This window comes from Streptococcus sp. GS001 (assembly GCF_021595565.1).
GTDB lineage: Bacteria > Bacillota > Bacilli > Lactobacillales > Streptococcaceae > Streptococcus > Streptococcus xiaochunlingii.
This window is the reverse complement of record NZ_JACSYJ010000002.1, coordinates 600,423-625,626: the sequence shown is the minus strand read 5'-3', so window position 1 is coordinate 625,626 and position 25,204 is coordinate 600,423. Positions and strand designations below refer to the sequence as shown.

The 25,204-nt window shown below is 41.1% G+C and carries 31 protein-coding genes; 28 read left to right on the top strand and 3 right to left on the bottom strand.

The features are described 5' to 3' along the window. Nucleotides 1-24: 24 nt before the first annotated feature. From H8S88_RS06620 to H8S88_RS06540, 17 genes are all read left to right on the top strand, one after another. Nucleotides 25-735: an ABC transporter ATP-binding protein gene (locus tag H8S88_RS06620; RefSeq protein WP_048690614.1), complete on the top strand. Its 711-nt coding sequence runs from the start codon at nt 25-27 to the stop codon at nt 733-735. Nucleotide 736: 1 nt separating this feature from the next. Then, nucleotides 737-1,570: a hypothetical protein gene (locus H8S88_RS06615; RefSeq protein WP_048690616.1), complete on the top strand. Its 834-nt coding sequence runs from the start codon at nt 737-739 to the stop codon at nt 1,568-1,570. Continuing rightward, nucleotides 1,530-2,219, top strand: a complete 690-nt coding sequence (locus H8S88_RS06610) for a hypothetical protein (protein ID WP_048690618.1) — start codon at nt 1,530-1,532, stop codon at nt 2,217-2,219. Before H8S88_RS06615 ends, H8S88_RS06610 begins: the two co-directional genes overlap by 41 nt. A gap of 290 nt (nt 2,220-2,509) precedes the next feature. Beyond that, on the top strand, nt 2,510-4,498 hold the full coding sequence (uvrB, locus tag H8S88_RS06605; protein ID WP_125336077.1) for an excinuclease ABC subunit UvrB: 1,989 nt from the start codon (nt 2,510-2,512) through the stop codon (nt 4,496-4,498). Between the two features lie 14 nt (nt 4,499-4,512). Beyond that, nucleotides 4,513-5,010, top strand: coding sequence for a GNAT family N-acetyltransferase (locus H8S88_RS06600; RefSeq protein WP_125336078.1), 498 nt, complete (start codon nt 4,513-4,515; stop codon nt 5,008-5,010). A gap of 93 nt (nt 5,011-5,103) precedes the next feature. Next, complete coding sequence (locus tag H8S88_RS06595) at nt 5,104-5,727, top strand: NAD(P)H-dependent oxidoreductase (RefSeq protein WP_125336079.1); 624 nt, start codon at nt 5,104-5,106, stop codon at nt 5,725-5,727. A 103-nt stretch (nt 5,728-5,830) separates the two neighbouring features. Then, nucleotides 5,831-6,184: a diacylglyceryl transferase gene (locus tag H8S88_RS06590; protein WP_125336080.1), complete on the top strand. Its 354-nt coding sequence runs from the start codon at nt 5,831-5,833 to the stop codon at nt 6,182-6,184. A 56-nt stretch (nt 6,185-6,240) separates the two neighbouring features. After that, nucleotides 6,241-6,672: a hypothetical protein gene (locus tag H8S88_RS06585; RefSeq protein ID WP_236128183.1), complete on the top strand. Its 432-nt coding sequence runs from the start codon at nt 6,241-6,243 to the stop codon at nt 6,670-6,672. A gap of 26 nt (nt 6,673-6,698) precedes the next feature. Beyond that, entirely contained in the window at nt 6,699-7,166 is a 468-nt protein-coding gene (locus H8S88_RS06580) for an 8-oxo-dGTP diphosphatase (protein ID WP_185761538.1), read from the top strand. 102 nt (nt 7,167-7,268) lie between these two features. Then, nucleotides 7,269-7,673 (top strand): PaaI family thioesterase, encoded by a 405-nt coding sequence (locus tag H8S88_RS06575; RefSeq protein WP_125336082.1) that lies wholly within the window; start codon nt 7,269-7,271, stop codon nt 7,671-7,673. Then, nucleotides 7,648-8,400: an HAD family hydrolase gene (locus H8S88_RS06570; RefSeq protein WP_125336083.1), complete on the top strand. Its 753-nt coding sequence runs from the start codon at nt 7,648-7,650 to the stop codon at nt 8,398-8,400. Before H8S88_RS06575 ends, H8S88_RS06570 begins: the two co-directional genes overlap by 26 nt. Before the next feature lie 128 nt (nt 8,401-8,528). Then, on the top strand, nt 8,529-8,864 hold the full coding sequence (locus tag H8S88_RS06565; RefSeq protein ID WP_009731127.1) for a zinc ribbon domain-containing protein YjdM: 336 nt from the start codon (nt 8,529-8,531) through the stop codon (nt 8,862-8,864). 44 nt (nt 8,865-8,908) lie between these two features. Then, entirely contained in the window at nt 8,909-9,547 is a 639-nt protein-coding gene (locus H8S88_RS06560) for a Pr6Pr family membrane protein (RefSeq protein WP_125336084.1), read from the top strand. Nucleotides 9,548-9,790: 243 nt separating this feature from the next. Beyond that, complete coding sequence (gene pyrR, locus H8S88_RS06555; protein WP_006596278.1) at nt 9,791-10,312, top strand: bifunctional pyr operon transcriptional regulator/uracil phosphoribosyltransferase PyrR; 522 nt, start codon at nt 9,791-9,793, stop codon at nt 10,310-10,312. A 93-nt stretch (nt 10,313-10,405) separates the two neighbouring features. After that, on the top strand, nt 10,406-11,323 hold the full coding sequence (locus H8S88_RS06550) for an aspartate carbamoyltransferase catalytic subunit (protein ID WP_048690641.1): 918 nt from the start codon (nt 10,406-10,408) through the stop codon (nt 11,321-11,323). Nucleotides 11,324-11,409: 86 nt separating this feature from the next. Continuing rightward, nucleotides 11,410-12,507: a carbamoyl phosphate synthase small subunit gene (locus H8S88_RS06545; protein ID WP_125336085.1), complete on the top strand. Its 1,098-nt coding sequence runs from the start codon at nt 11,410-11,412 to the stop codon at nt 12,505-12,507. After that, nucleotides 12,504-14,231, top strand: a complete 1,728-nt coding sequence (locus H8S88_RS06540; protein ID WP_236128182.1) for an ATP-binding protein — start codon at nt 12,504-12,506, stop codon at nt 14,229-14,231. Before H8S88_RS06545 ends, H8S88_RS06540 begins: the two co-directional genes overlap by 4 nt. Before the next feature lie 55 nt (nt 14,232-14,286). Here the strand turns inward: H8S88_RS06540 and pepT are convergent, their stop codons facing one another. From pepT to H8S88_RS06525, 3 genes are read right to left on the bottom strand one after another with little or no spacing between them, the layout of a single operon-like run. After that, nucleotides 14,287-15,507 (bottom strand): peptidase T, encoded by a 1,221-nt coding sequence (gene pepT / locus H8S88_RS06535; RefSeq protein ID WP_125336087.1) that lies wholly within the window; start codon nt 15,505-15,507, stop codon nt 14,287-14,289. 14 nt (nt 15,508-15,521) lie between these two features. Next, nucleotides 15,522-16,340, bottom strand: coding sequence for a Cof-type HAD-IIB family hydrolase (locus H8S88_RS06530; protein WP_125336088.1), 819 nt, complete (start codon nt 16,338-16,340; stop codon nt 15,522-15,524). Beyond that, on the bottom strand, nt 16,337-17,089 hold the full coding sequence (locus tag H8S88_RS06525) for a LexA family transcriptional regulator (RefSeq protein WP_048788868.1): 753 nt from the start codon (nt 17,087-17,089) through the stop codon (nt 16,337-16,339). Before H8S88_RS06525 ends, H8S88_RS06530 begins: the two co-directional genes overlap by 4 nt. A gap of 198 nt (nt 17,090-17,287) precedes the next feature. Here H8S88_RS06525 and H8S88_RS06520 point away from each other — a divergent pair, with 198 nt between their 5' ends. The 11 genes from H8S88_RS06520 to H8S88_RS06470 all read left to right on the top strand — a co-directional run bounded on the left by H8S88_RS06520 (nt 17,288) and on the right by H8S88_RS06470 (nt 25,179). Beyond that, nucleotides 17,288-17,725: a GNAT family N-acetyltransferase gene (locus tag H8S88_RS06520; protein ID WP_125336089.1), complete on the top strand. Its 438-nt coding sequence runs from the start codon at nt 17,288-17,290 to the stop codon at nt 17,723-17,725. A gap of 61 nt (nt 17,726-17,786) precedes the next feature. Further along, nucleotides 17,787-19,610, top strand: a complete 1,824-nt coding sequence (lepA, locus tag H8S88_RS06515) for a translation elongation factor 4 (protein WP_125336090.1) — start codon at nt 17,787-17,789, stop codon at nt 19,608-19,610. 139 nt (nt 19,611-19,749) lie between these two features. After that, nucleotides 19,750-20,409 (top strand): hypothetical protein, encoded by a 660-nt coding sequence (locus H8S88_RS06510; protein ID WP_048690658.1) that lies wholly within the window; start codon nt 19,750-19,752, stop codon nt 20,407-20,409. A 282-nt stretch (nt 20,410-20,691) separates the two neighbouring features. Continuing rightward, the gene (locus tag H8S88_RS06505) at nt 20,692-21,333 is read left to right on the top strand and encodes a hypothetical protein (protein ID WP_125336091.1); all 642 of its coding nucleotides are present in this window, start codon (nt 20,692-20,694) and stop codon (nt 21,331-21,333) included. Nucleotides 21,334-21,420: 87 nt separating this feature from the next. Continuing rightward, a complete protein-coding gene (locus H8S88_RS06500) occupies nt 21,421-21,915 on the top strand; it encodes a YkgJ family cysteine cluster protein (protein WP_061564019.1) in 495 nt (164 codons plus the stop codon). Further along, nucleotides 21,915-22,607, top strand: coding sequence for a YjjG family noncanonical pyrimidine nucleotidase (locus H8S88_RS06495; protein WP_125336092.1), 693 nt, complete (start codon nt 21,915-21,917; stop codon nt 22,605-22,607). The genes H8S88_RS06500 and H8S88_RS06495 overlap by 1 nt, the downstream gene beginning before the upstream one ends. A 79-nt stretch (nt 22,608-22,686) precedes the next feature. Beyond that, nucleotides 22,687-23,310, top strand: a complete 624-nt coding sequence (locus H8S88_RS06490) for a hypothetical protein (protein ID WP_195610928.1) — start codon at nt 22,687-22,689, stop codon at nt 23,308-23,310. Between the two features lie 89 nt (nt 23,311-23,399). After that, nucleotides 23,400-24,149 (top strand): hypothetical protein, encoded by a 750-nt coding sequence (locus H8S88_RS06485; protein ID WP_140814041.1) that lies wholly within the window; start codon nt 23,400-23,402, stop codon nt 24,147-24,149. 123 nt (nt 24,150-24,272) lie between these two features. Continuing rightward, a complete protein-coding gene (gene rpsP, locus H8S88_RS06480) occupies nt 24,273-24,545 on the top strand; it encodes a 30S ribosomal protein S16 (RefSeq protein ID WP_006596292.1) in 273 nt (90 codons plus the stop codon). A gap of 19 nt (nt 24,546-24,564) precedes the next feature. Beyond that, nucleotides 24,565-24,804, top strand: a complete 240-nt coding sequence (kphA, locus tag H8S88_RS06475) for an RNA-binding protein KphA (RefSeq protein ID WP_003001620.1) — start codon at nt 24,565-24,567, stop codon at nt 24,802-24,804. A 42-nt stretch (nt 24,805-24,846) separates the two neighbouring features. After that, complete coding sequence (locus tag H8S88_RS06470; RefSeq protein WP_107849268.1) at nt 24,847-25,179, top strand: MazG nucleotide pyrophosphohydrolase domain-containing protein; 333 nt, start codon at nt 24,847-24,849, stop codon at nt 25,177-25,179. Nucleotides 25,180-25,204: the final 25 nt, after the last annotated feature.

Sequence of the window (25,204 nt, the reverse complement as noted above, 5' to 3'; positions counted from 1 at the left end):
AAAGTCAGAAGGGAAAAAGAATGAATGATAACAATTCAAAAGCTACATAAGGAATATAATAATAAAATTGTCCTTCAAAACGTGTCTTTCAAAGCCAAAAAAGGTGAGATTACTGGATTGATTGGACCGAATGGATCCGGAAAATCAACTTTAATCAGAATTTTACTTGGTTTAGAAAATAGTCAAACGGGGATAGCGTTGATCAATGGCAAAAAATACTCTCAATTGGGAGATAATCCTTTTGGTATTGTTGGATCATTCCTAGATAGTTGCCAACCTTATCCAACTAGAACAGGATTTCAGCATCTTCGGTGGATTGGCTTGGCTTGTGGCGTTGACAAAAATAGGTGCAATGAATGTTTAGAGTTGGTGGGGTTAAGTGAAGCTAAAAATAAAAAAGTAAAAGACTATTCATTAGGAATGAAGCAACGTCTTGGGTTAGCAACAGCATTATTAGCAAATCCTGATATCTTAATTTTAGATGAACCAATCAATGGACTAGATCCAGAGGGTATACGCTGGGTACGCAATTTTTTGCAGTCTTTTGTCAATGAAGGTAAAACTGTCTTAATGACAAGTCATTATATGAGTGAGTTAGAATTAACTGTAGATCATCTAGTTGGTATTTCTAATGGGAAAATTGTTATTGATGCTCCTACAAAAGATATTTTGAAACAGTTTGGATCTTTTGAGGAAGCATATTTTAAGGCGCTCGAAGGGAAAGAAGGTGAATAATATGTTGAAACGTTCCTTTTTTAGTGACCTCTATAAATATTGTAGTTTAGTTACTTTTAAATCCACTTTTTTTCTTATTTTGGGAGTCAGCATATTTTTTACAATTCAAAATATCCAGGTGATAAATGCCTTAGTAGAAGGAAATGGCCAAGCAGTTAACCTTGATCCGTCTATGTTATCATCGAATCCAGTCTATACAGTCAGGGATGCTCTCTTATCCTCTCCCTACCAAGCAAGTGTTATTTTCTTGCCAATCTTGGTTTCACTTGTTTATTCAACCCATTACCAATTTGGTGATGATAATTTTACTCAGTTATTGATCCCAAACTGGAAAGTTCGTCTTACTGGGTTTATGGCAAGTTCGATTGTTTTATCGTTACTTTCTACTTTAATAATTTCTATAGTAAATGCTGTTATCTTACTCATTTTTCTAGATTCAACTTTAAAGAATTATTTAGAATTGACTTTGTTCTTAGATGTTACGGTAAGAGTTATGATATTTGCAATCGTTCTTACTTTATTAGCTTTACTTTTCGTAATAGTAACGAAAAAATCAATGACTTCATTAATTGCAGATGTTTTATTATTGGTAATCAGTTTATCAGGTATTCTAAGAGGAATTTCCTCTAAAATAGAAAATCTATTGCCTTTGATTGGAGCAAAGTCATTTGCTTTTGGCCGAATTGAAGGGACTCAAACGAGCCAATTGTATGGATTTACACTTTTAGTAGTAGAAGGGATCTTGTTCTTGGTGTTCATAATGGTTGTAGAAAAGATTCGAATGGGGAGGAAGAATGGCAAAAGTATTTTTCAGTCTTATCGTCAAAAAATATAGTTTAAAACCCGTGAAGTACCAGATAACCATACAGTCATTTTTGATAGGTTTTGTGTGTCTCTTAAGTATTTTACCAGTTGCAATCAATGGTACAATTGTAGAATTATCTTTAAAGCAAGCTCTTGTTTTTGCATCAATGCTCTCTGTTGGTATTGGGAGTGTTAATGTATTTGTAGAGTTACAATCACACGAAACAAAACTAGTTTATTTGGTAAGTGGAAAAAGGATCTTAAGTTCAATTCGGATCCTGTTCGTAGAGTTATGTGATGTAGTACTACAATCAACCTTATATTTCATTGTACTGCTTATATGGTTTCATTTTTTTAGTAGCGAAAATGGTGTCAGTTTAGAAATTTTCAGTTTCTATTTGATTGGCTCCATCCAATACTTTTTGATTTCTTACTTCTTAAGTTATTTTTTCAAAAGTCCAATGGGGAGTTTAGCTATTTTGCTACTTTTTCCTATTTTGGTACAACCATTCATAGAAAGAGTAGTGGAACCATTGACTAGTTATCTATTTTATAATATTGTTGCGGATACCATATTAGGTAGTGCTTCCAATTTGCAACTCTGTATTTACGTTTTTGGACTTGTAAGTTCACTTGGAGCGACTCTCTACCTCTTGGTAAGGAATCAAGAAGTTAAGTAGTAAATAAAAATGATACTGATGAGCGAACCTTGCTAATTTTGTAAATCAATGACATTGATGTTAATTACGTATTTCATGGTTTTAGAATAAAAGACAAGACTTTCGAAGTAATTGCGAGAGTCTTGTTTAGTTTCCATGCTAATGCGTGTCTAATTAATGATGTTGTAATTCGGACATATCCCGATTTAACGGATCATTTTGTAACATGTTGTCTTCCCTCTTCATTCCTCATCTCAGAGAATTCTAGTGATTTATGGTAAAATAAGGTCTATATATGTGAGGACAAAGAGATGATTAATCGAATTACAGATAACAAATTTAAACTCGTTTCCAAATACCAACCGTCTGGGGATCAACCGCAGGCTATTGAACAGTTGGTGGATAACATCGAGGGTGGTGAGAAGGCGCAAATCCTGATGGGAGCGACTGGTACGGGGAAGACCTATACCATGAGCCAGGTCATTGCCCAAGTCAATAAACCGACCTTGGTCATCGCCCACAATAAGACGCTAGCAGGCCAGCTCTATGGAGAGTTCAAGGAATTTTTCCCGGAGAATGCGGTCGAGTACTTCGTATCTTACTATGATTACTACCAACCAGAAGCCTATGTGCCTTCGAGCGATACCTACATCGAAAAGGATAGCTCAGTCAATGATGAGATTGACAAGCTTCGTCACTCCGCGACTTCAGCATTGTTAGAGCGTAACGATGTCATCGTTGTCGCATCTGTTTCATGTATTTACGGTTTGGGTTCGCCGAAGGAATATGCCGATAGCGTAGTGAGTCTGCGTCCAGGTCTGGAGATTTCTCGTGATAAACTACTCAATGACCTGGTGGACATCCAGTTTGAGCGCAATGACATCGACTTTCAACGGGGGAAATTCCGTGTTCGGGGAGATGTGGTCGAGATTTTCCCAGCTTCGCGTGATGAGCATGCCTTTCGCGTTGAGTTCTTTGGGGACGAGATTGACCGCATCCGTGAGGTTGAAGCTCTGACGGGCCAGGTTCTGGGAAATGTGGACCACTTGGCCATTTTCCCAGCTACCCACTTCGTGACCAATGACGATCATATGGAAGTAGCCATTGCCAAGATTCAGGCGGAATTAGAAGAGCAGTTGAAGGTCTTCGAAAAAGAAGGCAAGCTCTTAGAAGCCCAGCGCCTGAAACAACGGACCGAGTATGACATCGAAATGTTGAGGGAGATGGGCTACACCAACGGGGTCGAAAACTACTCCCGGCATATGGATGGCCGGAGTGAAGGAGAGCCGCCTTACACCCTTCTTGACTTCTTCCCAGAAGATTTTCTCATCATGATCGATGAAAGCCACATGACCATGGGACAGATCAAGGGAATGTACAATGGTGACCGTTCTCGTAAGGAAATGCTGGTCAACTATGGTTTCCGTTTGCCGTCTGCCTTGGATAACCGGCCACTGCGTCGGGAGGAGTTTGAAAGCCATGTCCACCAGATTGTCTATGTGTCAGCGACACCGGGTGATTATGAGATGGAACAAACCGATACTGTCATCGAACAGATCATTCGTCCGACAGGTCTACTCGATCCCGAGGTGGAAGTGCGCCCTACCATGGGACAAATGGACGATCTCTTGGGTGAGATCAATGCGCGTGTAGAACGGGGAGAGCGGACATTTGTCACCACCCTGACCAAGAAGATGGCAGAGGACTTGACCGACTACTTCAAAGAAATGGGTGTCAAGGTCAAATACATGCATTCGGATATTAAGACTTTGGAGCGGACAGAAATTATCCGTGATTTGCGTCTGGGTGTCTTTGATGTCTTGGTCGGGATCAACCTCCTTCGGGAAGGGATTGACGTACCGGAAGTGAGTCTAGTTGCCATCCTCGATGCGGATAAGGAAGGTTTCCTCCGTAACGAGCGGGGACTCATCCAGACCATCGGTCGTGCTGCCCGTAATAGTGAGGGGCACGTGATCATGTATGCGGACACCATGACCCAGTCTATGCAAAAAGCTATCGATGAAACAGCCCGTCGTCGTCAGATTCAGATGGCTTATAATGAAGAGCATGGCATTGTGCCACAAACCATCAAGAAGGAAATCCGTGACCTGATCTCTGTTACAAAGGCGGTGGCCAAGGAAGAGGACAAGGAAGTGGATATCACCAGTCTCAACCGCCAAGAGCGCAAGGAACTGGTCAAGAAACTACAAAGCCAGATGCAAGAAGCCGTCGAAGTGCTTGACTTTGAGTTAGCAGCGCAAATCCGTGATATGATGTTGGAAGTCAAGGCCTTGGATTAGATAGGATAATGCGAATGAAGATTATCATTAAAACAATGGAAACTCCTGAAGAGATAGAAGGAAAATCTCTCGTTCATTGGCAAACGTGGAGAGAGGCTTATGACAATCTTTTACCCGCGGAATTTCAGGAGACGATGACTTTAGATAGATGTCGTTTCTTTAGTCAAAAGTATCCAGAAAATACCTTGATTGCGATGGATGGAAAGAAAGTCGTTGGATTTATCAGCTATGGAAATTTTCGTGATGAGGCCATTCAAGCTGGTGAAATCATTGCTTTATATGTTTTAAAAGACTATTATGGAAAAGGTATTGCTCAGAAATTAATGAAGGAAGCTTTGAGGACTCTTGATCATTTTTCTGAAATTTATTTATGGGTATTGAAAGATAATAAGCGAGCCATTGCTTTCTATCAAAAAATGGGTTTTACTTTTGATGGGCAAGAAAAAATACTTAAACTTGGAAAACCCGTTAAGGAATTGCGGATGATGTGTTCTTCAAATAAAAATTCCTAAAGGACCTATCTATCAATCTTTGAACCATTATCAATTAATCAAGTAAAAAAATAAAAGAGATAGAAAGAACCAAATAAATGAAGGAGAAGTCGAATGAAAATTCTAGTCATCAATGGGCATCCAGATAAGGAAAGTTACTGTCAGGCTATTTTTCAAACCATAGTCGAAACTATTGACTCAAAGCGCCATGAGCTTGAAGTCATCAGTCTCAATGAAGAGGATTTTGACCCTGTATTACGCTATGGCTATCGAAAGCGGATGGAAGAAGATCCCTTTATCCTTCGGTCTCAGGAATTGATCCAGTGGGCGGATCATTTCATCTTTGTCTATCCCATCTGGTGGAGTAGTATGCCGAGCCTCATGAAGGGCTGGATCGATCGGGTCTTTACACCGGGGATTGCTTACTCGGCCAATGATCAGGGAAGCTTTATCTGGAATTACCTCAGAGGCAAGCAATTTAAGAAGTTACTCAAAGGCAAAACAGCTAGTATTTATGCGACCTCCATGGCGCCTACTTGGTGGTACAAGATTTTTTCAGGCCCTCTCAACATTCCGGATAGTTATGGCATCTCTGTTTTGAAGAATGCCGTCTTGAACCACTGTGGGATCAAAACCAAGCGTGTCTGCATTTTGGGAGAAGTCGGCCGGGATGTGAACACCGCTAGCATGCGGGAACAGCATCTCCGAAAGGTAGCAGCAGAAGTGGAGAAACTTTGATCAGAGATGTGTTACTACTGATAAGCTAGTGTCTTTAGTTGTATTTTGATTAGCTTTTGGTTAAACTATTAACATACTCTATAAAAAATAGGAATGATTCAATATGCTACTTTTTATCTATATGATCTATGTCATTTATTCACTATCAAAAATGAAAAATGAAGGTAAAAGAGTCTCAATTTTCACTAAGTTGATTGTTTACGGCTTATTGATACTCTCCTCGTTTATGCTCTATTTCAGTTTTTTGTCATTTTTATTTAGCCCGTTGCCATTTTTTGGCTTTCTAGCTGCTCTTGCTATTGGGGGCGTGATGCTCTCTCTGAGATTGATCATTGCCATTCTTTTGCTTTTATTATCGCTCAGCCTATTCTTAGATAGTAAAAACAGTGATCCGGATACGCCTCTGATTGATCATTGGCTTCGATTAGGAGTTCATATCCTATTGATCATTATTTAAAAGAAGATTATTCGTTTTTTAAATCTCCACCAATGTTTACATAGGAGAGGTCAATTATGGGAAAGTATGTGAACCTGTTTAGGATTTTGTATCTGACTCTATTACTTTTTGTTATTGCTAACTTCATATTAGGCTTCTATGGTTACGCCTTTACTCCGCTCCTGTGGAACCCTTGGTTGTATCTAGGAGCAGTGACGATTTTTTGTCACATCTGGTATCGCTTCTATCGAACTCACGCAGTCAATTGGAAGAATGTAGTGGGGCTACTGTTTAGTTTCTTTGTTAGCCTGATCCTAGTATTATTCATTGTGTTTTTCTTTAGTTTTGATGGTCATGGTTCGGTAATGATTCACTCAGAATATTATTTAAAAGAGAAGTCAATTGTCTTTCAAAGAGGCTCCCTTTTAGATGCCTTTGATGAATACCATGAGCTGGTGAATCCCTTTGTCATGAAAAAAGAGATAAAGAAAAAAGTTTATATTGATTAATTGTCAATATCATAGAAAGGAAATATATGTCACGTACAACGCCTACTATACTGTGCAATCTTTGCATGGTCGAAGATCTTGAAAATGGGAAAGTAGTCCTCCAATACCGCTCACCTGAAAAGACTCACTGGGCGGGCTATGCTTTTCCGGGTGGCCATATCGAAGAAGGCGAGAGTCTGGTCGAGTCAGTTATCCGTGAGATTGAAGAAGAAACTGGCCTCACCATTTTCAACCCCCGATTGGTCGCTGTAAAAAACTGGCAGTTAGAGGATGGCATCCGCTACATCGTCTTTTGCTACAAAGCGACAGAATTTACAGGCCAGCTAAGATCGTCTGATGAAGGAGAAGTTTCTTGGGTTGAGAAGGACCAATTAGAAAAGTTGGACTTGTCCTACGACATGCTTCCTCTGCTGGAAGTGATGGAAGACCCGGATTTGTCTGAGTTCTATTATCGCAAACGGACAGACGATGATTGGGAAAAATTTCGCTATTAAGGAGTTGGGTAGACCAGCTCTTTTCTTATTCTTGTAAGAAGTCGAAAAAAGTAGTATGATGGAAGGGTTTAGGAATACCTGATCTAGGGGGATTTATTATATATGAAGGATTTTCACTTTGATGCCATTGCAGCATTTGAAAATTACGAGATTGAAACCATGAGAGATGGCCATGTGGTGGTGACAACCAAGGTGGTCGAATCGTCGCTCAATTATTATGGAAACGCGCACGGCGGCTATCTCTTTACCCTGTGTGACCAGATCAGTGGCTTGGTCGTGATTTCACAGGGAGTAGATGGTGTGACCTTGCAGTCTTCCATCAATTATTTGAAAGCAGGGCGCCTAGGAGATATCCTAACCATCCACGGGGAATGTGTCCACAGTGGACGGACGACTCGGGTTGTGGATGTCGATATTACCAATCAGGAAGGTGCCAATGTCTGTAAGGCCACCTTTACCATGTTTGTAACGGGAGAAAGAGATGAATCAGCAAAAGTACGCATTTAAAAACTATATTTTTGATTTTTATGGAACCTTGGTCGATATCGAAACCGATGAGTCGAGTCCAGTCTTATGGGAGACCATGGCCCAGATCTACCAGTCCTATGGTGCTCATTATACAGGGGAAAGTTTGCAAGTCCGCTATAAGGAGTTGGTGCAGCAAGCTGAGCAAAGTATCGCTAAGGAAAAACAGGTTACATATCCGGAGATTGATTTGACCGTGATTTTCGTTCAACTCTATCTAGAGAGTCATCCAACAGGAGCCAGTGTCCATCATTTCAAAGAGTGGGGACGCTTGATTGCTCGGACCTTCCGTGTCCTCTCTCGCAAAAGATTGGAGCTCTATCCGCACACGAAAGAAGTCTTAGAAGACATGAAAGCTGCAGGGTGTCGGATCTATCTCTTATCCAATGCCCAAGCGGACTTTACCAACCCAGAGATTGATTTGGTTGGCTTGAGAGAGATTTTTCATGACATTTATCTGTCGTCTGATGCAGGGATTCGCAAACCTCAGCGCGAATTTCTCATGAAAGTTATCAAAGACCACCAGTTGAATCCGAATAAAACAGTCATGATAGGGAATGACTTCACTACAGATGTGGCTGTAGCGAAAAGCATCGGCATGCAAAGTATCTTGATCAATACCTTCCCCTACTCGGACGAAGAATTACAGAATAAGAGTCAAGCAGGCGTGCGCGTGATTCAAGACATTCAGGAATTGCAAGAGGATTAAAGGTTACCATCAATTTTAGGAGGCCAAGTTGCCTCTTCTTTTATTGACAATGCTACAGTTAAACAGAATTTGTCAAAATTTCCCTTTCATGGTATACTATGGGAGTTAATTTTGATAAGGAGATTGAAATGAATAACTTACCAAACTGTCCAAAATGTAATTCTGAATATGTCTATGAAGATGGTGCCCTCTTGGTCTGTCCAGAGTGTGCTTATGAATGGAACCCAGCTGAAGTTGTGGAAGAAGAAGGTGTTGTAGCCATCGACGCGAATGGAAATAAATTGGCTGATGGTGATACTGTCACCTTGATCAAAGACTTGAAAGTGAAGGGCGCACCAAAAGATTTGAAACAAGGAACGCGCGTGAAAAACATCCGTATCGTCGAAGGCGACCACAATATCGATTGTAAGATTGATGGCTTTGGTGCAATGAAACTCAAATCAGAATTTGTGAAGAAAATCTAAGGATAAGAAGAAGGGCCTAAACCCTTTTCTTTTGGGAGAATACTATGAAATTCAAACTATTGTTTAGCTATCGTTTTCTATTGTTTATCTTGAGTGTGATCGGCGTTTATCTGCAACTGACCAAGCATGGTGGCTTTGGGATGATGCTCTATTACACCATTTTGTCCAACATGTTGGTCATGTTCTTTATGGGGGACATGGTCTGGCGCATGCTTCGTGGTCGTTCGACCCAGACTCAGGGCTATCTTCGTTTAAAAGGTGGTGTCACCATGTCTATCATGATTACCTGTGTCATCTACCACTTTATGCTAGCCCCCATCGCGACACCTGAGAAGTTTTACCGCTTGGAAAACTTCCTCTGTCACTACATTGTTCCTTTGATGTTCTTCTTTGACACCCTGGTGATTGATAAACCAAAACAGTACCGTAAGTCGGATCCATTGGCTTGGACCGTGCTTCCCGTACTCTATATGGTCTTTGCTCTTCTCAACGGTTTGGTCCTTAAGTGGCCGGTTCCAGGTGCCAAAGACAGTCCTTTTCCTTATTTCTTTATCAATGTCAATCGTTTTGGTTGGCTTTATGTGGTTAAGATGGCGACCATCATTTTTGTCGCTTATTTACTAGCTGGATGTGGCTTGTTTGCCTTGAAGAAGATTGGGAAAAAAGGAACAGATCATCATTAAATAAAAGATTTGTGGATGTAAATCCGAACATTCGTAGAAAATAATGAGTTTTTTCTTGCATCCCACTATAAACTGTGATATAGTATGGATAATTAAATAGTCCTTTAATCCTGTCCCGTGAGGCAGGCAAGGAGTCTGATCAAAATAAGGGGTGAACTAGATGCGTTCTAGATCTTATCTCTTGATATTTTTCTGAAGCCTCCTTGAAAAGGGAGGCTTTTTTCTATCAATTAGGAGGAAAAGATGAAGATCAAAGAAGTCGTTGATGATTTGACCATGAAGCGAGCGATTACTCGCATCACTTATGAAATCATTGAACGGAATAAGGATCTGAGCCAAATTGTTTTGGTAGGGATCAAAACTCGTGGCGTTTTCATTGCCAATCGCATCAAAGAAAGGTTAGCACAGCTAGAACAAATAGAAGTTCCAGTCTGTGAATTGGATACCAAGCCTTTCCGTGATGATATCAAAGTAACAGAAGATTCAACCGTTTTACCAGTAGATATTACTGGCAAAGATGTCATCCTGATTGATGATGTCCTTTATACAGGTCGGACCATTCGAGCAGCCATCGATAATCTTGTCAGTCGTGGACGTCCATCGCGTGTCAGCCTGGCAGTCCTAGTGGATCGTGGTCATAGAGAATTACCGATCCGACCAGATTATGTTGGAAAGAACATTCCAACAAGTCGATCAGAGGAAATTATTGTCGAGATGACTGAGCTAGATGGTCAAGATCGCATCTTGATCGAGGTGAGTGAATAAGGTAGTTTTCAAATCGTCGCTATATACAGGAGTGACTGAGGAAGCTTCCTGTATTGTTTTCACATATGCATATCTTTGGAATGGAGTTACAACATGTCTACAAATCAAATCGCACTTAAAAACCTTGTCTCAATGGAAGCTTTATCAAACGAAGAAGTTATGGCCTTGATTAAGCGTGGTATTGAGTTTAAAAATGGAGCAAAAGCTCATTATGATGAGCAACATATCGTGGCTAACCTCTTCTTTGAGTCATCAACACGTACGCACAAAGCATTTGAAGTGGCTGAGTTGAAATTAGGTTGTGACCTCCTTGACTTTGATGTGAAAACGAGCTCTGTAAACAAGGGTGAAACTCTGTACGATACCATTTTGACCATGTCAGCTCTCGGAGTTGATATCTGCGTCATCCGTCACCCAGAAGTAGACTACTACAAGCAATTGATTGAAAGTCCAACTATCACAGCCTCTATTGTCAACGGGGGAGATGGATCTGGTCAACACCCAAGCCAAAGTTTACTAGACTTGATGACCATCTATCAAGAGTTTGGTCACTTTGATGGACTCAAGGTTTGTATCGCTGGTGACTTGGATCACTCACGGGTGGCAAAATCAAATATGCAAATCTTGAAACGTTTGGGAGCAACCCTCTACTTTGCAGGCCCAGACGAATGGAGAAGTGCGGAATTTGAAGAATACGGAACCTTTGTGACGATTGATGAAGTGATCGAAGAGGTCGATGTCATGATGTTCCTACGTGTGCAACACGAGCGTCATGATTATGAGTCACTCTTCTCAAAAGAGAACTACCATCGTTTGCATGGCTTGACACAAGAACGCTATGATCGTATGAAAGACACAGCCATCTTGATGCACCCAGCTCCAGTAAACCGTGATGTGGAGATTGCTGACCACTTGGTAGAAGCTCCTAAATCACGCATCGTGGAGCAAATGACCAATGGTGTCTTTGTCCGTATGGCTATCATCGAAGCGGTTTTAGCTGGACGTAAATAATATGTAAAAAAGAAAGGAGAAGTGAGAGAGTCTACAAAAAGGTGGTCTTTTCTCACTTTTCTTTTTGGAGTTTGTAAGGAGAATTTATGGTAAAACGTCTCTTAGTGTTAGAAGATGGGACGGTTTTTGAAGGAACTGGTTTTGGAGCTGATACCTATGTCAGTGGGGAATTGGTCTTAAATTCTGCCATGACGGGTTATCAGGAGTTGATTACCGACCAGTCCTATAAGGGGCAAATATTAGCCTTTACTTTTCCAGTTATCGGTACAACTGGGATAAACCGAGATGATTATGAATCTATTTTTCCTGGGTGTCTAGCAGTGGTAGTGCACCAATTAGCGAGTCATCCCAGTAATTGGCGCAAACAATTATCCTTAGATGCTTACCTGAAAAAACACAATATTCCAGGGATCCAAGGAGTCGATACTCGAAAGCTGGCTAAAATTGTCACTGAACATGGAAGTATCAAGGCTACAGTGGTCAATGAGGGGGATGCAATCGAGCATATCTTGGATCAGCTCCGGGCAACTGTCTTGCCTTTTGACCAAGTCCGCCAGGTGTCGACCAAAACCCCCTATGCTGCACCAGGGTTTGGTAAGAGTATCGTCTTGATCGACTTGGGCTTACGGCATTCCGTTTTGCGTCAATTGATTGCACGAGGTTGTAACGTCACGGTCGTTCCTTATTCTATTAAATTGAAGGAATTAAAGGATTTGCAGCCGGATGGCATTATTCTATCCAGTGGTCCAGGGAATCCTCATCATATCGATGGTATTTGCCAGGTTATTGCTAAAATCGATCCTCATATTCCAATTATGGGAATCGGCTTGGGGGCAGAATTGCTGGCCCTTGCCCACGGGGGAAGCCTCACCAAACTAAAAAGTCCTCATCGAGGACTTAACATTCCTGTAAAAGAAGTTGCTACTGGAAAAGTCGAAATCACTAGCCAGAATCATCAGTACAACATCGAGCGTGATACTCTTCCACGAGATTTTCTGATCACCCATGAGGAGCTTCATGATCACTCTATCGAGGCCTTTCGTCACCGCTATCTTCCCTTGATAGGTGTCCTCTACCATATTGAGTCCAGTCCAGGACCAAGGGAAAGTCTTTATTTCTATGATGAATTTATGGATTTGATTGAAAGTAAATTAGACGAAAGAAGGGAGGAGTTATGGTCATGAATCAAGTAACGCTGTTGTGTGCAGAATCCTTCAATGATGTCAGTTTGCTTGGAGCACTCACGTCTTGTCCCTTATTAAAAGAACGTGGTTACCAGACAGAAGTCCTCTATTGTGGAGACGAGAACGGAATCACCAAAGAAGAAGGAGATGCTGTTTCCGTTATTCGTTTAAAGTTGGACAGTCTCAAAGAAGCCCTTCTAGCGACGAAAACCAAAAATTTACTGCTGTCTTTTGCGGATAAGCAAGTCCTTGGGCTTTTATTCCGATTGGAAGAAATTGGGTTTCTCAAGGAACACAAGATCCGTATTCTAGGAACTTCGCTTAGGCAGTACCGTACCTTTTACCACCAGGCAGACCAAAAGTCATTTCTACAGGACTTAGGTTATCAAGTTCCTTCCTCATCCTTGGTTTCGACAGTGCGAGAGGCCATTGAGTTCTCAGAGCAGATCCAATTCCCTATTGTTGTTTGGCCACTTGCCAGCAAGCATGGGCAAGGTCGTCGGATTGCTAATAACTTGGATGATTTATGTGATGCTGTCGAAAAAGGACTAGAAGTATCGCCACAGGCTCAGTGTTTGTTGGAGCTCTCAACGGTTGGTTTCAAGGAGTTGGAATACATCGTCGTCCGAGACCGTCAGGATAATTATTATCTTGCGGGAAACATTGAGAGTATCGACCCGGTTGGGATCCATTCCAGTGATTCTTATCAAGTCATCCCAAGTCTGACGTTGACAGATACCGAGCATCAGACCTTGAGAGAGGCAGCTTTGTCTATTGTCCGGCACTTGAGACTGGTTGGAGCGACATCCATCAAGTTTGCGCTTGATCCAAAGAGTTACCAATTCTATATTCTTGAGGTCAATCCTTTTGCTTCGGATTCCTTCTCGACCATGTCCATGGCCTTAGGTTATTCGATTTACCACCAGGCCTTATGCTTAAAATTAGGCGACCACCTTTTGGACCTTCCTCATCCTACGATGAAGGGTCTTACAGCCCTGTTTGAACCCACTCTAGATCGTATTTTCTTTAAACTACCCGTCTTTCCAATGGAAAAGGTGACAAAAGTTCTCAATACACAAATTCATTCAGTTGATGCAATTCATGGGTTTGGTAGTAGTTTGGAAGAAGCCTATCAGCAAGCCGTTGAAAATTTCGGTTCGGATCAATGGCCTAAGCATATTCTAAAAGAGGTTTCGGACGATGAACTCATCCAACGGATCGCCAAACGAATGCCATATCGCTTTTCATCTATCTTAGAAGCATTTCATCGAGGGTTCGAGATGGAAGAAGTGAGTGAACTGAGTCGAATGGATCCGTTTTATCTCCAGTTTTTATATAATCTTTACTTGTATGAGCGACAAGAGAAGGAGCAACTATGTCCTGAGCTAAAATTACGTCCTTTGGATTTAACAGCTGGATTCGGTCAAGTTGGCGAAAAGGTTTCTTACTATACTTCTATCTGTGGCGAAGATGAGGCGCCAGATTGGAGTCAATGGACCTTATTGGTTGATCGAGGCGCTCCAGAAGATTCGAGCCAGATTCTTAGTCTGATAAATCACTTGAACCAAGAGCATGAAAAGGGAAGGAAAGTAGCCCTTCTGACACATCGTCCTTTTGCAGGACATGCAGCAGATACGTGCTTGCGAATCCCTCTTTCAATTTATGAGACTTACCAAGACCAGATTAATAGCCAGTTTAGTAAGGTAGTATATCTGGATGAATAGAAAAAGAGCTTCGGTCAAGATAACCGAAGCTCTTTGTTTAATTCAATAGTGTGGATTAGGAATGTCTAACAATTCCGATGATGGTATCCACTGCACGTTCCATGGTTTGAAGGCTGACATATTCAAAGCGACCATGCATATTTTCGCCACCAGCGAAAAGGTTTGGAGTTGGAATTCCCATAAAGGAAATCTTAGAACCGTCTGTACCACCGCGAATAGGTTCAATGATCGGCGTAATGCCCAAATCTTCCATGACTTCCTTAGCCAAGTTGACTGGTGTCATGTCTTTCTCGATGACTTGTTTCATGTTGTAGTACTGGTCTTTAAGGGTCAAGAGAACACGTTCGGCACCAAGTTCTTGGTTCATCTTGCTTGCGATGTCTTCCATCATGGCTTTACGGGCTTCAAAGTTCTCAGTCTCGAAGTCTCGGATAATGTAGCTAGCATGCGCTTCCTCAACAGTCCCGTCGATATTCATCAAATGGAAGAAGCCTTGGTAGCCATCTGTTTTTTCAGGGCGGTCTTCTTCAGGGAGTTGATTGTGGAAGTCAATGGCTAACTGGAGAGCATTGACCATTTGGTTCTTTGCAGTACCTGGGTGCACATTACGCCCTTTGAAGGTGATTTCAGCTCCTGCAGCAGAGAAGGTTTCGTATTGCAATTCACCAAGAGGACCACCGTCCACTGTATAAGCGAAGTCTACATTGAAATCTTCTGCATCAAACTTATCTGCTCCGACTCCGATTTCTTCATCTGGTCCAAAGCCAACTCGGATTTCGCAGTGTTTGATTTCTGGATGAGCATTCAAGTATTCGATGGCTGTCATAATCTCAGCAATCCCTGATTTGTCATCTGCACCAAGAAGGGTCGTACCGTCAGTAGTGATCAAGGTTTGACCTTTGTAGTTATGGAGGTTAGCAAAGTCGGCTGGATCTAGTGAATAACCAGAATCTCCGAGAGCAATGGTGCCACCATCATAGTTTTCGATGACTTGTGGGCTGATATTTTCCGCATTGAAATCAGCTGTATCCATATGAGAGATAAAGCCAATCTTTCGGGTGAGACTTGGATCGTTTGCCGGAAGCGTTCCGATAGCAAAACCATTTGGAAGGTAGTAGACATTCTGAAGTCCAACTCGTTCCATTTCAGGAAGCAGTACATTCTTTGCAAACTCTACTTGAGAAGCTGTACTAGGAGTTGTTGTTGAAGTCTCATCAGAGCGAGTGTTGACTTTGACATAGGTTAAAAAACGTTCTAATAATGTTGGGTATTTCATTTGTTTTTCCTTTTCTAGTTCTGTGCTTGTAAAACATAGCGCTTGATAGCAGTAGCGACACCATCTTCTTCGTTAGAAGTGGTAGTGACATCAGCCAAAGCTTTGATAGCAGCTGGAGCATTGCCCATAGCAACTCCAAGACCCGCGTACTCAATCATTTCAATATCGTTGTTCTCATCACCGATAGCCATGACCTCTTGCCTTGGAATACCTAAGTATTCAGCCAGTGCCTTTAAGCCGGTCGCTTTATTTACTCCCTTGGGAAGGATCTCGAATAGAATCGGTTGTGAGCGAATGGTGTGGAAGCGCTGGGCTAATACTTCTTCATAGGTCTCTTGAAAGACATCAATCTGCTCTTTCTGATCGATAAACATCCCTTGGAAAATCGGTTGTGCCTCAAGAATTTCTTCTAGGCCAAGTGACACGGGGACTGCAGAAACGATGCTAGCATCCATTTTAGCTATTTCAGAAGGTTCCTTATTCAAAATGATATAGCGATTTAAATCGAACAAACTTAATTGAGGATGAATCTCCTGCGTCAACTGATCGAGATAACCCAAATCTTCTTCAGATAAGGCATTATAACTGATGACGGACCAATCTGATGATTTAACAGTTGTACAACCATTATTAATCACAGAGTAGGAGTGATTACTTTTGAAGCCAATTTCTTCAAAAATTGGACGTACACCAGAGAGAGGGCGACCTGTACAGATAACGACGTGTACACCAGCAGCTTCAGCATCCAAAAGAGCCTGCTTATTAGCAGGACTAATGGTTTTGTCTGGTGATAAAAGGGTCCCATCTAAATCAATAGCAACTAATCGAATCATAGCTCATCCTCCTTAGCTGGAAGAAAGCTAGCAATGACTTTTCCGATGACCCTCGGTTCCTCTTCTAAAGGAATAATCTTATCACTGTACTTTTTATTGAGGGAAACGAGACGAATCCCTTGTGCTTCACGAAAGACACGCTTGATCAAGGTTTGCCCATCGTACTCAATAGCATAGATGGCACCAGCAGTATCGTAGAAAGTTTGCTTGATTAGAGCAACAGATCCCTTTGGATATTTAGGTTCCAGCGAGTCTGTATGAATCCAAAGTGCTAAATCATAAGCTAGTTTTTGATCAAACCAAACCAAATCTCCCTTAGAAGCACTTTGACTGGCAGCATAACTGTCGAAGACCGTATATGGTGTGTATTTCTTCTCGATACGTTTCCGTTCGGCCTGCAAAACCAACAAGCGATTGGCTTCCTCTAAGAGTGAATCTTGAAAATCCTCATCCAGTTGCTTATAGATAAACTCAATCTTAGAATCCTCCAAGGTATCTGGTTGTCCATAACGAGGATCTAGGTCAGAGATGGGGATTTCAAAGAAACTAGCAATCTTTTCTAAGTTCTCACTGACTGGGAGAGAAGTCCCTTTTACATAGCCAGTCAAGGTACTAGCTGGGATACCAGTAGTACGAGATAAATCGACCTGTTTCTTATTCTGAACCTTTAATAGTTCTCTTATTTTTTCGGAAATAATGCGCAAAGCCTCTTTATCTTGTGGGCTTGCTTTTCCACGTCCTCTTGCCAAGAGCTTCACCTCCTTTTTACATTACAATTTATTATAGCGAATTAAATCGAAAAAGTAAATAGAAATCCTTTATTGTTCATTAATTATTTTAATTCGAATTAAATAGAAACACAATATATTCTATTAATATATTTTAAAACTTGATATTTTTAGGTATAAGGTCTAAAATAAAGGAAAAGACTTCATGGAGGTAAAAGTATGATTCGGACCGTTCAAATTAAAGATGCAGGTCAAATTCGTGATTTGTGCCACCAGGCATTGGGGTATGATTCGACCCTTGAGAAAGTAACAGCTCAGATCGATAAATTCAATCAGCAAGATTCGGGTCACTTTTGCTTTGTTTACGAAGAGGACCAAACTGGAAATATTTTAGGCTATGTCGAAGCAGAAGCCTATGAGAGTATATATAGCGATCCGGGTTTAAATGTTTTAGGACTTGCTGTTTTCCCATCTGCTCAAGGACGTGGAATTGGTCGGCAATTGATGGAGCGAGTTGAAGCTCTTGCTCGAACTCATAACTATTCCTTTATTCGTTTGAGTTCTGCCTCTCATCGTAAAGATGCCCATGTTTTTTATGAACATATAGGTTATGAAGGAAATAAAACACAGAAGCGATTTTTGAAAATAATGGATTAAGATAGGCAAAGGCCTATCTTTTTTGTTATAATATACTGAATAGTTTTATAAGGATGAAAAAATGAATTTAGAAGAATTAAAGAAACGACAAGAGAAGATTCGGAACTTCTCGATTATCGCCCATATTGACCACGGAAAGTCAACCTTGGCGGACCGAATCTTAGAAAAAACTGAGACCGTTTCTAGTCGGGAAATGCAAGCCCAGCTCTTGGACAGCATGGACCTAGAACGGGAACGTGGGATTACTATTAAGCTTAATGCCATCGAGTTGAATTACACGGCAAAAGACGGAGAAACCTACATCTTCCACTTGATTGACACACCGGGACACGTGGACTTTACTTATGAGGTTTCTCGTTCGCTGGCTGCCTGTGAGGGAGCCATTCTCGTAGTGGATGCGGCTCAAGGGATCGAAGCGCAGACCCTAGCCAATGTTTACCTGGCTTTGGATAATGATTTGGAAATCCTGCCAGTTATCAATAAAATCGATTTGCCAGCTGCCGATCCAGAACGGGTGCGCACAGAAGTAGAAGACGTCATTGGTCTGGATGCCAGTGAAGCAGTTCTAGCTTCAGCCAAGGCTGGTATCGGGATTGAAGAGATTTTGGAACAAATCGTTGAGAAAGTTCCAGCTCCTACTGGGGATGTTGCTGCTCCATTGCAAGCCTTGATCTTTGACTCAGTATACGACTCATATCGTGGAGTTATCCTTCAAGTTCGGGTGGTTAATGGTATGGTGAAGCCTGGTGACACCATCCAGTTGATGAGCAATGGCAAGACCTTTGATGTGACAGAGGTAGGGATTTTTACTCCTAAAGCGGTTGGTCGTGATTTCCTTGCGACAGGAGATGTTGGTTATATTGCAGCCTCTATCAAGACTGTTGCGGACACCCGTGTCGGGGATACGGTGACCCTAGTGACCAATCCAGCAAGTGAGCCCCTTCATGGTTACAAGCAAATGAACCCAATGGTCTTTGCCGGTCTTTACCCAATCGAATCTAACAAATACAACGATCTTCGGGAAGCTTTGGAGAAGTTGCAATTGAATGACGCTAGTCTTCAATTTGAGCCTGAAACATCTCAAGCCCTTGGTTTTGGTTTCCGGTGTGGTTTCTTAGGACTCCTTCATATGGACGTTATCCAAGAACGCTTGGAGCGCGAGTTCAATATTGACTTGATTATGACAGCGCCGTCTGTAATCTATAAGGTCAATTTGACAGATGGAGAAGTGCTGGATGTGTCCAATCCGTCTGAGTTCCCAGATCCAACCAAGATCGCTTCGATCGAAGAACCTTATGTCAAAGCGCAAATCATGGTGCCTCAAGAGTTTGTCGGAGCTGTCATGGAATTGGCCCAACGCAAACGTGGGGACTTTGTGACCATGGACTACATCGACGAAAATCGGGTTAATGTGATCTATCAAATCCCACTGGCGGAAATAGTCTTTGATTTCTTTGATAAATTGAAATCTTCTACGCGTGGTTATGCGAGCTTTGACTACGAGCTGTCTGAATACCGTCCATCTAAATTGGTTAAAATGGATATCCTTCTTAATGGCGATACCGTCGATGCTCTCAGCTTTATCGTTCACAAGGACTTTGCCTATGAACGTGGTAAATTGATTGTTGAGAAGCTCAAGAAGATTATCCCTCGTCAACAGTTTGAAGTGCCTATCCAAGCAGCCATCGGTCATAAGATCGTTGCACGTACAGATATCAAGGCTCTTCGTAAGAACGTCTTGGCCAAGTGTTATGGTGGGGACGTCTCACGGAAACGGAAGCTTCTTGAAAAACAAAAAGCCGGTAAGAAACGGATGAAAGCTATCGGATCTGTAGAAGTACCACAGGAAGCCTTCTTGTCAGTTCTTTCAATGGATGAGGAGTAAGCTTCTCTCTGAAATATTCCAACAAATCAAACGTCCCGCTAGGGGCGTTTTTCTATCGGACTAGACAAATAGCGCTTTCAAATCTTCATTGAACGTGATAAACTAGAGGTATCAAAATCCATCACAAAGGAGAGGAAAGATGAAAAATAAGTTCCTACTAGCGACTGTCTCGGTCTTATCAGCTATTGCCCTTGTAGCTTGTAGCACACCTAAAAAAGAGTCTAGAAAACCATTGTCATCTGAATCTAGTTCCACTGAGGTGGTAAAAAAGAGTAAAAAATCCTCTAGTAAAAAGACTTCTAGCAAGGTAGAGTCAAAATCATCGGATGATACCAAGAGTTCTGTCGAAACCAAACGGGTTGGTTCTGCAGATTATGGTTATATCGATATCCCAAGCAAGTGGATTAAATTTACAGATATAGATGGCGGAGACAGCATTCAATTTACAGATGGAAGTGCCTACAATATCGTTACCATGAACGGGTATACCAAAGAAAAAGCAAATGTCGGTGAAGGGGAAGTCTTCAACGCAGAGTTGATTGCGAACCGAATTGCTTATTATTGGAAAGACAATAAAGAAGTAGAGAAAATGTGGGGAGCGAAGACCACTGTCTCAGGGAATGAAGCCTTGCAGCTGAATATTATCCTTAAATCTGGACAGTACCTCATTACTTGGGTCTTCCAAAAGGATGATAAGGTATACTTGATGTCTTTTGAAGGGGATCCAGAGACCTTGGCTCAATTCATTCCTTACATTGAGGAAACTTGGAGTTTGGATGAAAAAGGTCCAAAAGCCTAATGCATTCGTGAGGAAGTTGGTTTCATTGTCACCAATTTTCAATACATGATAGAATACGATTTAGACGCTGTCAGTAGGTTCTATTTTTGTAACATTTAACTTTTTGCAACCTGGTTAGCAAAGAATCTCTCAGGTTGTATATCCTTAAGAAAGCAGGGACTAATTCAAACAGTTCATCAGTTTGAATTAGTTCTTTTTTTGGTAAGAAATTTAAATGGTCCTTTTAAAATAGAGTATAAGATGTTAGACTAGTGTATATGATCTATCATAGAGGAGAGAAAAATGAAAAATAAGTTCCTACTGGCGTCAGTAACTTTTTTGTCTGTTGTCAGTCTTTCTGCTTGTATCAGTCCAAAGAAAGAGTCTAGTAAATCATCGGCAGCGTCTAGCTCCAAGAATGTGGTGAAAGAAGCAACAAAATCAAGTAGCAAGGTAAAGGAAGAACTATCAGATAATAGTGAGAGTCTCGCAGAAACGAAACGAATTGGATCAGCAGATTTTGGGTATGTCAATATTCCAAGTGATTGGGTAAAATATACAAATGAAGAAGGTGGAGATAATATCCAATACGCAGATAAAAACGTGGATAATGCGATTATTTTGAACGCTACTACCAGAGAAAGAGCGCGTGTCACCGAAGAGGAAGATTTTAATGAAGTGATGGCTCAAAGATTTGAGAATGACTTGAACGAAATAAATAAAGTAGTAAAATCGTGGAGATCTACTAGCAAAGTTGGAGGGAATGTAGCCACCCAATTAAACATGATTCTTCAGTCGGGTCGACATGTTACTTGCTGGTTTTTTCAAATAGATGGGAAGATGCATTACATTGCCTGTCTTGGAGATGAAAAAACATTAGCTCAATTAACCTCCTATGTAGAAAACACTTGGAGCCTTGATGGAACAGGTGCCGTGACGGATTAATGCAAAAAGATAGATTGATGAATCTATCTTTTTTTACGGCCTCTATGGTATAATGCTCTTATCCATTTAGCAATTAGAAAGTAGTTTATGTCTCAAGAAATTGACTTAGAAAAATACCATCAGTTAGCGCTTCAAAAACAAAAGGAGCACCGCAAGGTATTGGCGAATCTGAAAAAGAAGCCTCCTAAAAATCTAGATAAAATAGCCCAAGAGATTCACGATGAAGTCTTTCAAGAAATTGATTGTACAGCCTGTGCCAACTGCTGTAAGACCCTAGGACCCGATTTTAAGGAAGCAGATATCACGCGCATCGCCAAGTATTTCAAGATGAAGCTTCCCGCTTTTGAGGCGGAATTTCTTCAAGTCGATGAAGATGGAGATAAGGTTTTTAAATCCATGCCTTGCCCTTTCTTGGGTGGTGATAATCTCTGTTCCATCTACGATGTGCGTCCTAAGGCTTGTCGAGAATTTCCTCATACAGACCGAAAGAAAATCTACCAGATCAACCATCTGACTATCAAGAATACCCTCACTTGCCCAGCAGCCTATTTATTTGTAGAAAAATTGAAGGATCGTTTGTAATGACATATACATTTTTACTTTTTGACCTAGACCACACCTTGTTGGACTTTGATACAGCGGAGGAAGTGGCCTTAACGCAATTTCTCCAAGATCAGGGGGTTCAAGATATTCAAGCCTTTAAGGATTACTACAAACCCATGAACCAAGGCCTCTGGAAAGATTTGGAGCAAAAGAAGATTAGCAAGAAAGACTTGATTAACAGCCGGTTTGCCATCGCCTTTGCCCATTTTGGAAGACAAGTAGATGGTGAAGAGATGGCCTTGCGCTACCAGGACTACATTAGTCAACAGGGACAGACTTTCCCAGGAGCAGAAGACATGTTAGCTAAGCTAGTAGAAAGAGGTTACCAGATCTACGGTGCTACCAACGGCGTTACTGCTATTCAGCAAGGGCGCTTGAAGCAGTCAGCCATCACACCTTATTTCAAAGAAATCTTCATCTCTGAACAATTAGGAACTCAAAAACCGGAAGTGGCCTTTTACGAAAAAATTGGGAACCTAATCCCAGGATTTGCTAAGGAACAAGCTCTCATGATTGGGGATTCTTTGACGGCGGACATCGCTGGAGGCAATGCTGCGGGGATTGATACCGTCTGGTACAATCCGAATCATAAAGAAAATACCAGTCCAGCAGTGCCGACTTATGAAGTGGATTCTTATGAGGCGTTATTGGCTCTCTTGCGAAAAGATTAGCCTAGTACTGATACCAGTTGTTTTCAGTTAGAGGTGAAATGGAATTGACCTGAAAAGAAGGAGATGTAAACGGGGTTAAATGATTAGAAGAAATTTATTTTTTCAATTTCTTATTCAACTAGCTTATATCCTCCTATTAGCTGGTGCAGCTTTCTATTTGTTATGCTTATTGAATGGGATGGATTGGGACCAAGCTACTGTTCAGGAAAGAAAAGGGTTTCGAGCGTGGATAATGCTAGGCTGCACGGTTTCTTTCATTCTCATTCGGCAAGTATTCGAATTTGTTCGTCTGATTTGTAAAACAAGCAGAAAAGGCAGAGAGTTTTCGCAGCAATGGAACGAATCAATCTCTTTGCTGGAGATAGAGAAGGAATCAACATTTAGTGAACCGAGGTTGAAGTTACTAGTATATAAGGGTTATTTGATAACCTATCGCTCTTGTTTCGACTATCTGAGAATAGATGAGGACATTTGGAAAATCCAACTTCAGAAATTTCAAAAGTATAGTTATAGTAGGTACTCTGGTAGAAACAAATCACTTCTTCCTCCTAAGTATTTTCTTGTGTTAAGGGATTTTGACTACAAGGAATACTATCTCGCTATCAGCTATCAGAAAGAGGAGTGGCATCATTTTTGGACCTATCTGATGAAGCAATATCCCTGGATTGAATGTAGCGGTGATGTGGAGGAGCATCAAATATAAGCATCTCTTTAACAACCTGAATAAGCTTTGTTCAAATTTCATTCCATTACAAACTAGCTCTCGGGCTAGTTTTTTGTTATCATGGAGGAATGAATAAATTAAAACAAATAAAGGGTAGGATCAAGAAATGGATCGGCTACCTGATTCGTGCATACTTCATAGGGGGCGCTCTCTTGATTTGTTTTCTTTTTTATTTTAGTAATCAAGAAGAAAAAGAAATCCAACAGCAAATTTCCGGCTTTTATCAGGAAGCGGGATTTAAAGGAGACCTACATTTTAAAGCAGCTAAACTCCATGGGATGTCGACCGAATATGCCTATAGCTATCAAGAAAGGGTTGAGGGAAAGACGGTCCAGTTTGACTTTCCCGATGCGACTCATCTATCAAAAGAAGAAACTGGGAAAAACTATGACACGGCAGGAGAACTGGCTCAACATTACAACAGTTGGTTAGTAGCCCCGTTTTTTGAAAGAGCCTTTACGGAATCTCAAGGATTTCAACAATTAAAGCAAGAGATAAAAAAGCGATTTCATCAACAAGGCCTCGAGGTAAGCGAGGTTCGTCTTCAGTTACCAAACCAAAATCCCGATTTTGAAGATCAATTGGCAAGAGACTTACTGGCTGCTGAAAAAATAGGAGAAACAGATCTTCGAGGGATTCTGACCTTGGATTATGCTACCTACCGCCAAATTAAGGGGTTTTCCTTTACCGTTACGGTAACTTCCCTCGCCAAAGAATTTGAAGGGAAGCACTTGGATGTATCCGGTCTTCCTTCTGGGAACTATGTGATTGAATCGGATTCCAAAGATGAAGGATCTTATTACTTTGAGATCGATTAAAAAATTTTTAATAGTGTCAAGTTTTTTTCTTGACAGGTCTATAAAATGTGTTATAATAGATCATGTGCTAAATAGCTTGTCTATTTCACCGAAAATTAAAATATAGAAAAGAGACTTATAAAAATGGCAGTTAAAATTCGTTTGACTCGTATGGGTTCTAAGAAAAAACCTTACTACCGTATCAACGTAGCAGATTCACGTTCACCACGTGATGGACGTTTCATCGAAACAGTTGGAACTTACAATCCACTTGTTGAAGAAAACCAAGTTACTTTGAAAGAAGACCGCGTTCTTGCATGGTTGGCTGATGGAGCTCAACCTTCAGATACAGTTCGCAACATCCTTTCAAAAGAAGGTGTCTTGAAGAAATTCCACGATTCTAAATTCTCAAAATAATCAAAAAGTAGGTTGATGTATGGATACGATTGAAAATCTTATTATTGCAATTGTGAAACCTTTGATTTCACAACCGGATGCCTTAACCATCAAGATCGAAGATACTCCTGAATTCTTGGAGTACCACCTTGACCTTGATCCTAGCGATGTTGGTCGAGTGATCGGTCGGAAAGGTCGCACCATTTCTGCGATAAGAACGATTGTCTACTCTGTCCCAACTGAAGATAAAAAAGTAAGAATCGTTATTGACGAAAAATAAAAGGCGGGACTCTGTCCCGTTTTTTTGTTGCAAGGAGAAGGAATGAGAGATTTAACAGTTAGACAACTAGAGGAATACTTACTTGATCATTATCAACAATCTAGAACAGAAGAAGGACTTTTTATCAAACTAGTGGAAGAAGTTGGAGAAGTCGCTGAGGTTTTAAATGGACGTTCAGGTAGAAAAGAAGGTGTCCAAGATTCAAACGAGGTATTGGCAAAGGAGTTGGCAGATATCATTCATTACACAGTGGCAATTGCAGCTATCAACCATATCGACCTAACGAAGACCATTTTTGAAAAAGACAAGAAGGCAGCCATCAAGTATCAGCATGAACAAGATTTGGAAGGCTTTTTAGCAAGAAAGTCCATTTGAGAAAATCTATTGAACGTGATAAAAT

Bases quoted from the DNA above. Each gene is read 5' to 3' on its own strand.
- H8S88_RS06485 (WP_140814041.1), top strand. From the start codon at position 23,400: ATGAATAAATTAAAACAAATAAAGGGTAGGATCAAGAAATGGATCGGC.
- H8S88_RS06615 (WP_048690616.1), top strand. From the start codon at position 737: ATGTTGAAACGTTCCTTTTTTAGTGACCTCTATAAATATTGTAGTTTA.
- rpsP (WP_006596292.1), top strand. From the start codon at position 24,273: ATGGCAGTTAAAATTCGTTTGACTCGTATGGGTTCTAAGAAAAAACCT.
- pyrR (WP_006596278.1), top strand. From the start codon at position 9,791: ATGAAGATCAAAGAAGTCGTTGATGATTTGACCATGAAGCGAGCGATT.
- lepA (WP_125336090.1), top strand. From the start codon at position 17,787: ATGAATTTAGAAGAATTAAAGAAACGACAAGAGAAGATTCGGAACTTC.
- kphA (WP_003001620.1), top strand. From the start codon at position 24,565: ATGGATACGATTGAAAATCTTATTATTGCAATTGTGAAACCTTTGATT.
- pepT (WP_125336087.1), bottom strand. From the start codon at position 15,507: ATGAAATACCCAACATTATTAGAACGTTTTTTAACCTATGTCAAAGTC.
- H8S88_RS06510 (WP_048690658.1), top strand. From the start codon at position 19,750: ATGAAAAATAAGTTCCTACTAGCGACTGTCTCGGTCTTATCAGCTATT.
- H8S88_RS06620 (WP_048690614.1), top strand. From the start codon at position 25: ATGATAACAATTCAAAAGCTACATAAGGAATATAATAATAAAATTGTC.
- H8S88_RS06595 (WP_125336079.1), top strand. From the start codon at position 5,104: ATGAAAATTCTAGTCATCAATGGGCATCCAGATAAGGAAAGTTACTGT.
- H8S88_RS06570 (WP_125336083.1), top strand. From the start codon at position 7,648: ATGAATCAGCAAAAGTACGCATTTAAAAACTATATTTTTGATTTTTAT.
- H8S88_RS06565 (WP_009731127.1), top strand. From the start codon at position 8,529: ATGAATAACTTACCAAACTGTCCAAAATGTAATTCTGAATATGTCTAT.
- H8S88_RS06575 (WP_125336082.1), top strand. From the start codon at position 7,269: ATGAAGGATTTTCACTTTGATGCCATTGCAGCATTTGAAAATTACGAG.
- H8S88_RS06610 (WP_048690618.1), top strand. From the start codon at position 1,530: ATGGCAAAAGTATTTTTCAGTCTTATCGTCAAAAAATATAGTTTAAAA.
- uvrB (WP_125336077.1), top strand. From the start codon at position 2,510: ATGATTAATCGAATTACAGATAACAAATTTAAACTCGTTTCCAAATAC.
- H8S88_RS06495 (WP_125336092.1), top strand. From the start codon at position 21,915: ATGACATATACATTTTTACTTTTTGACCTAGACCACACCTTGTTGGAC.
- H8S88_RS06600 (WP_125336078.1), top strand. From the start codon at position 4,513: ATGAAGATTATCATTAAAACAATGGAAACTCCTGAAGAGATAGAAGGA.
- H8S88_RS06470 (WP_107849268.1), top strand. From the start codon at position 24,847: ATGAGAGATTTAACAGTTAGACAACTAGAGGAATACTTACTTGATCAT.
- H8S88_RS06590 (WP_125336080.1), top strand. From the start codon at position 5,831: ATGCTACTTTTTATCTATATGATCTATGTCATTTATTCACTATCAAAA.
- H8S88_RS06490 (WP_195610928.1), top strand. From the start codon at position 22,687: ATGATTAGAAGAAATTTATTTTTTCAATTTCTTATTCAACTAGCTTAT.
- H8S88_RS06500 (WP_061564019.1), top strand. From the start codon at position 21,421: ATGTCTCAAGAAATTGACTTAGAAAAATACCATCAGTTAGCGCTTCAA.
- H8S88_RS06550 (WP_048690641.1), top strand. From the start codon at position 10,406: ATGTCTACAAATCAAATCGCACTTAAAAACCTTGTCTCAATGGAAGCT.
- H8S88_RS06540 (WP_236128182.1), top strand. From the start codon at position 12,504: ATGAATCAAGTAACGCTGTTGTGTGCAGAATCCTTCAATGATGTCAGT.
- H8S88_RS06545 (WP_125336085.1), top strand. From the start codon at position 11,410: ATGGTAAAACGTCTCTTAGTGTTAGAAGATGGGACGGTTTTTGAAGGA.
- H8S88_RS06520 (WP_125336089.1), top strand. From the start codon at position 17,288: ATGATTCGGACCGTTCAAATTAAAGATGCAGGTCAAATTCGTGATTTG.
- H8S88_RS06585 (WP_236128183.1), top strand. From the start codon at position 6,241: ATGGGAAAGTATGTGAACCTGTTTAGGATTTTGTATCTGACTCTATTA.
- H8S88_RS06580 (WP_185761538.1), top strand. From the start codon at position 6,699: ATGTCACGTACAACGCCTACTATACTGTGCAATCTTTGCATGGTCGAA.
- H8S88_RS06505 (WP_125336091.1), top strand. From the start codon at position 20,692: ATGAAAAATAAGTTCCTACTGGCGTCAGTAACTTTTTTGTCTGTTGTC.
- H8S88_RS06560 (WP_125336084.1), top strand. From the start codon at position 8,909: ATGAAATTCAAACTATTGTTTAGCTATCGTTTTCTATTGTTTATCTTG.
- H8S88_RS06530 (WP_125336088.1), bottom strand. From the start codon at position 16,340: ATGATTCGATTAGTTGCTATTGATTTAGATGGGACCCTTTTATCACCA.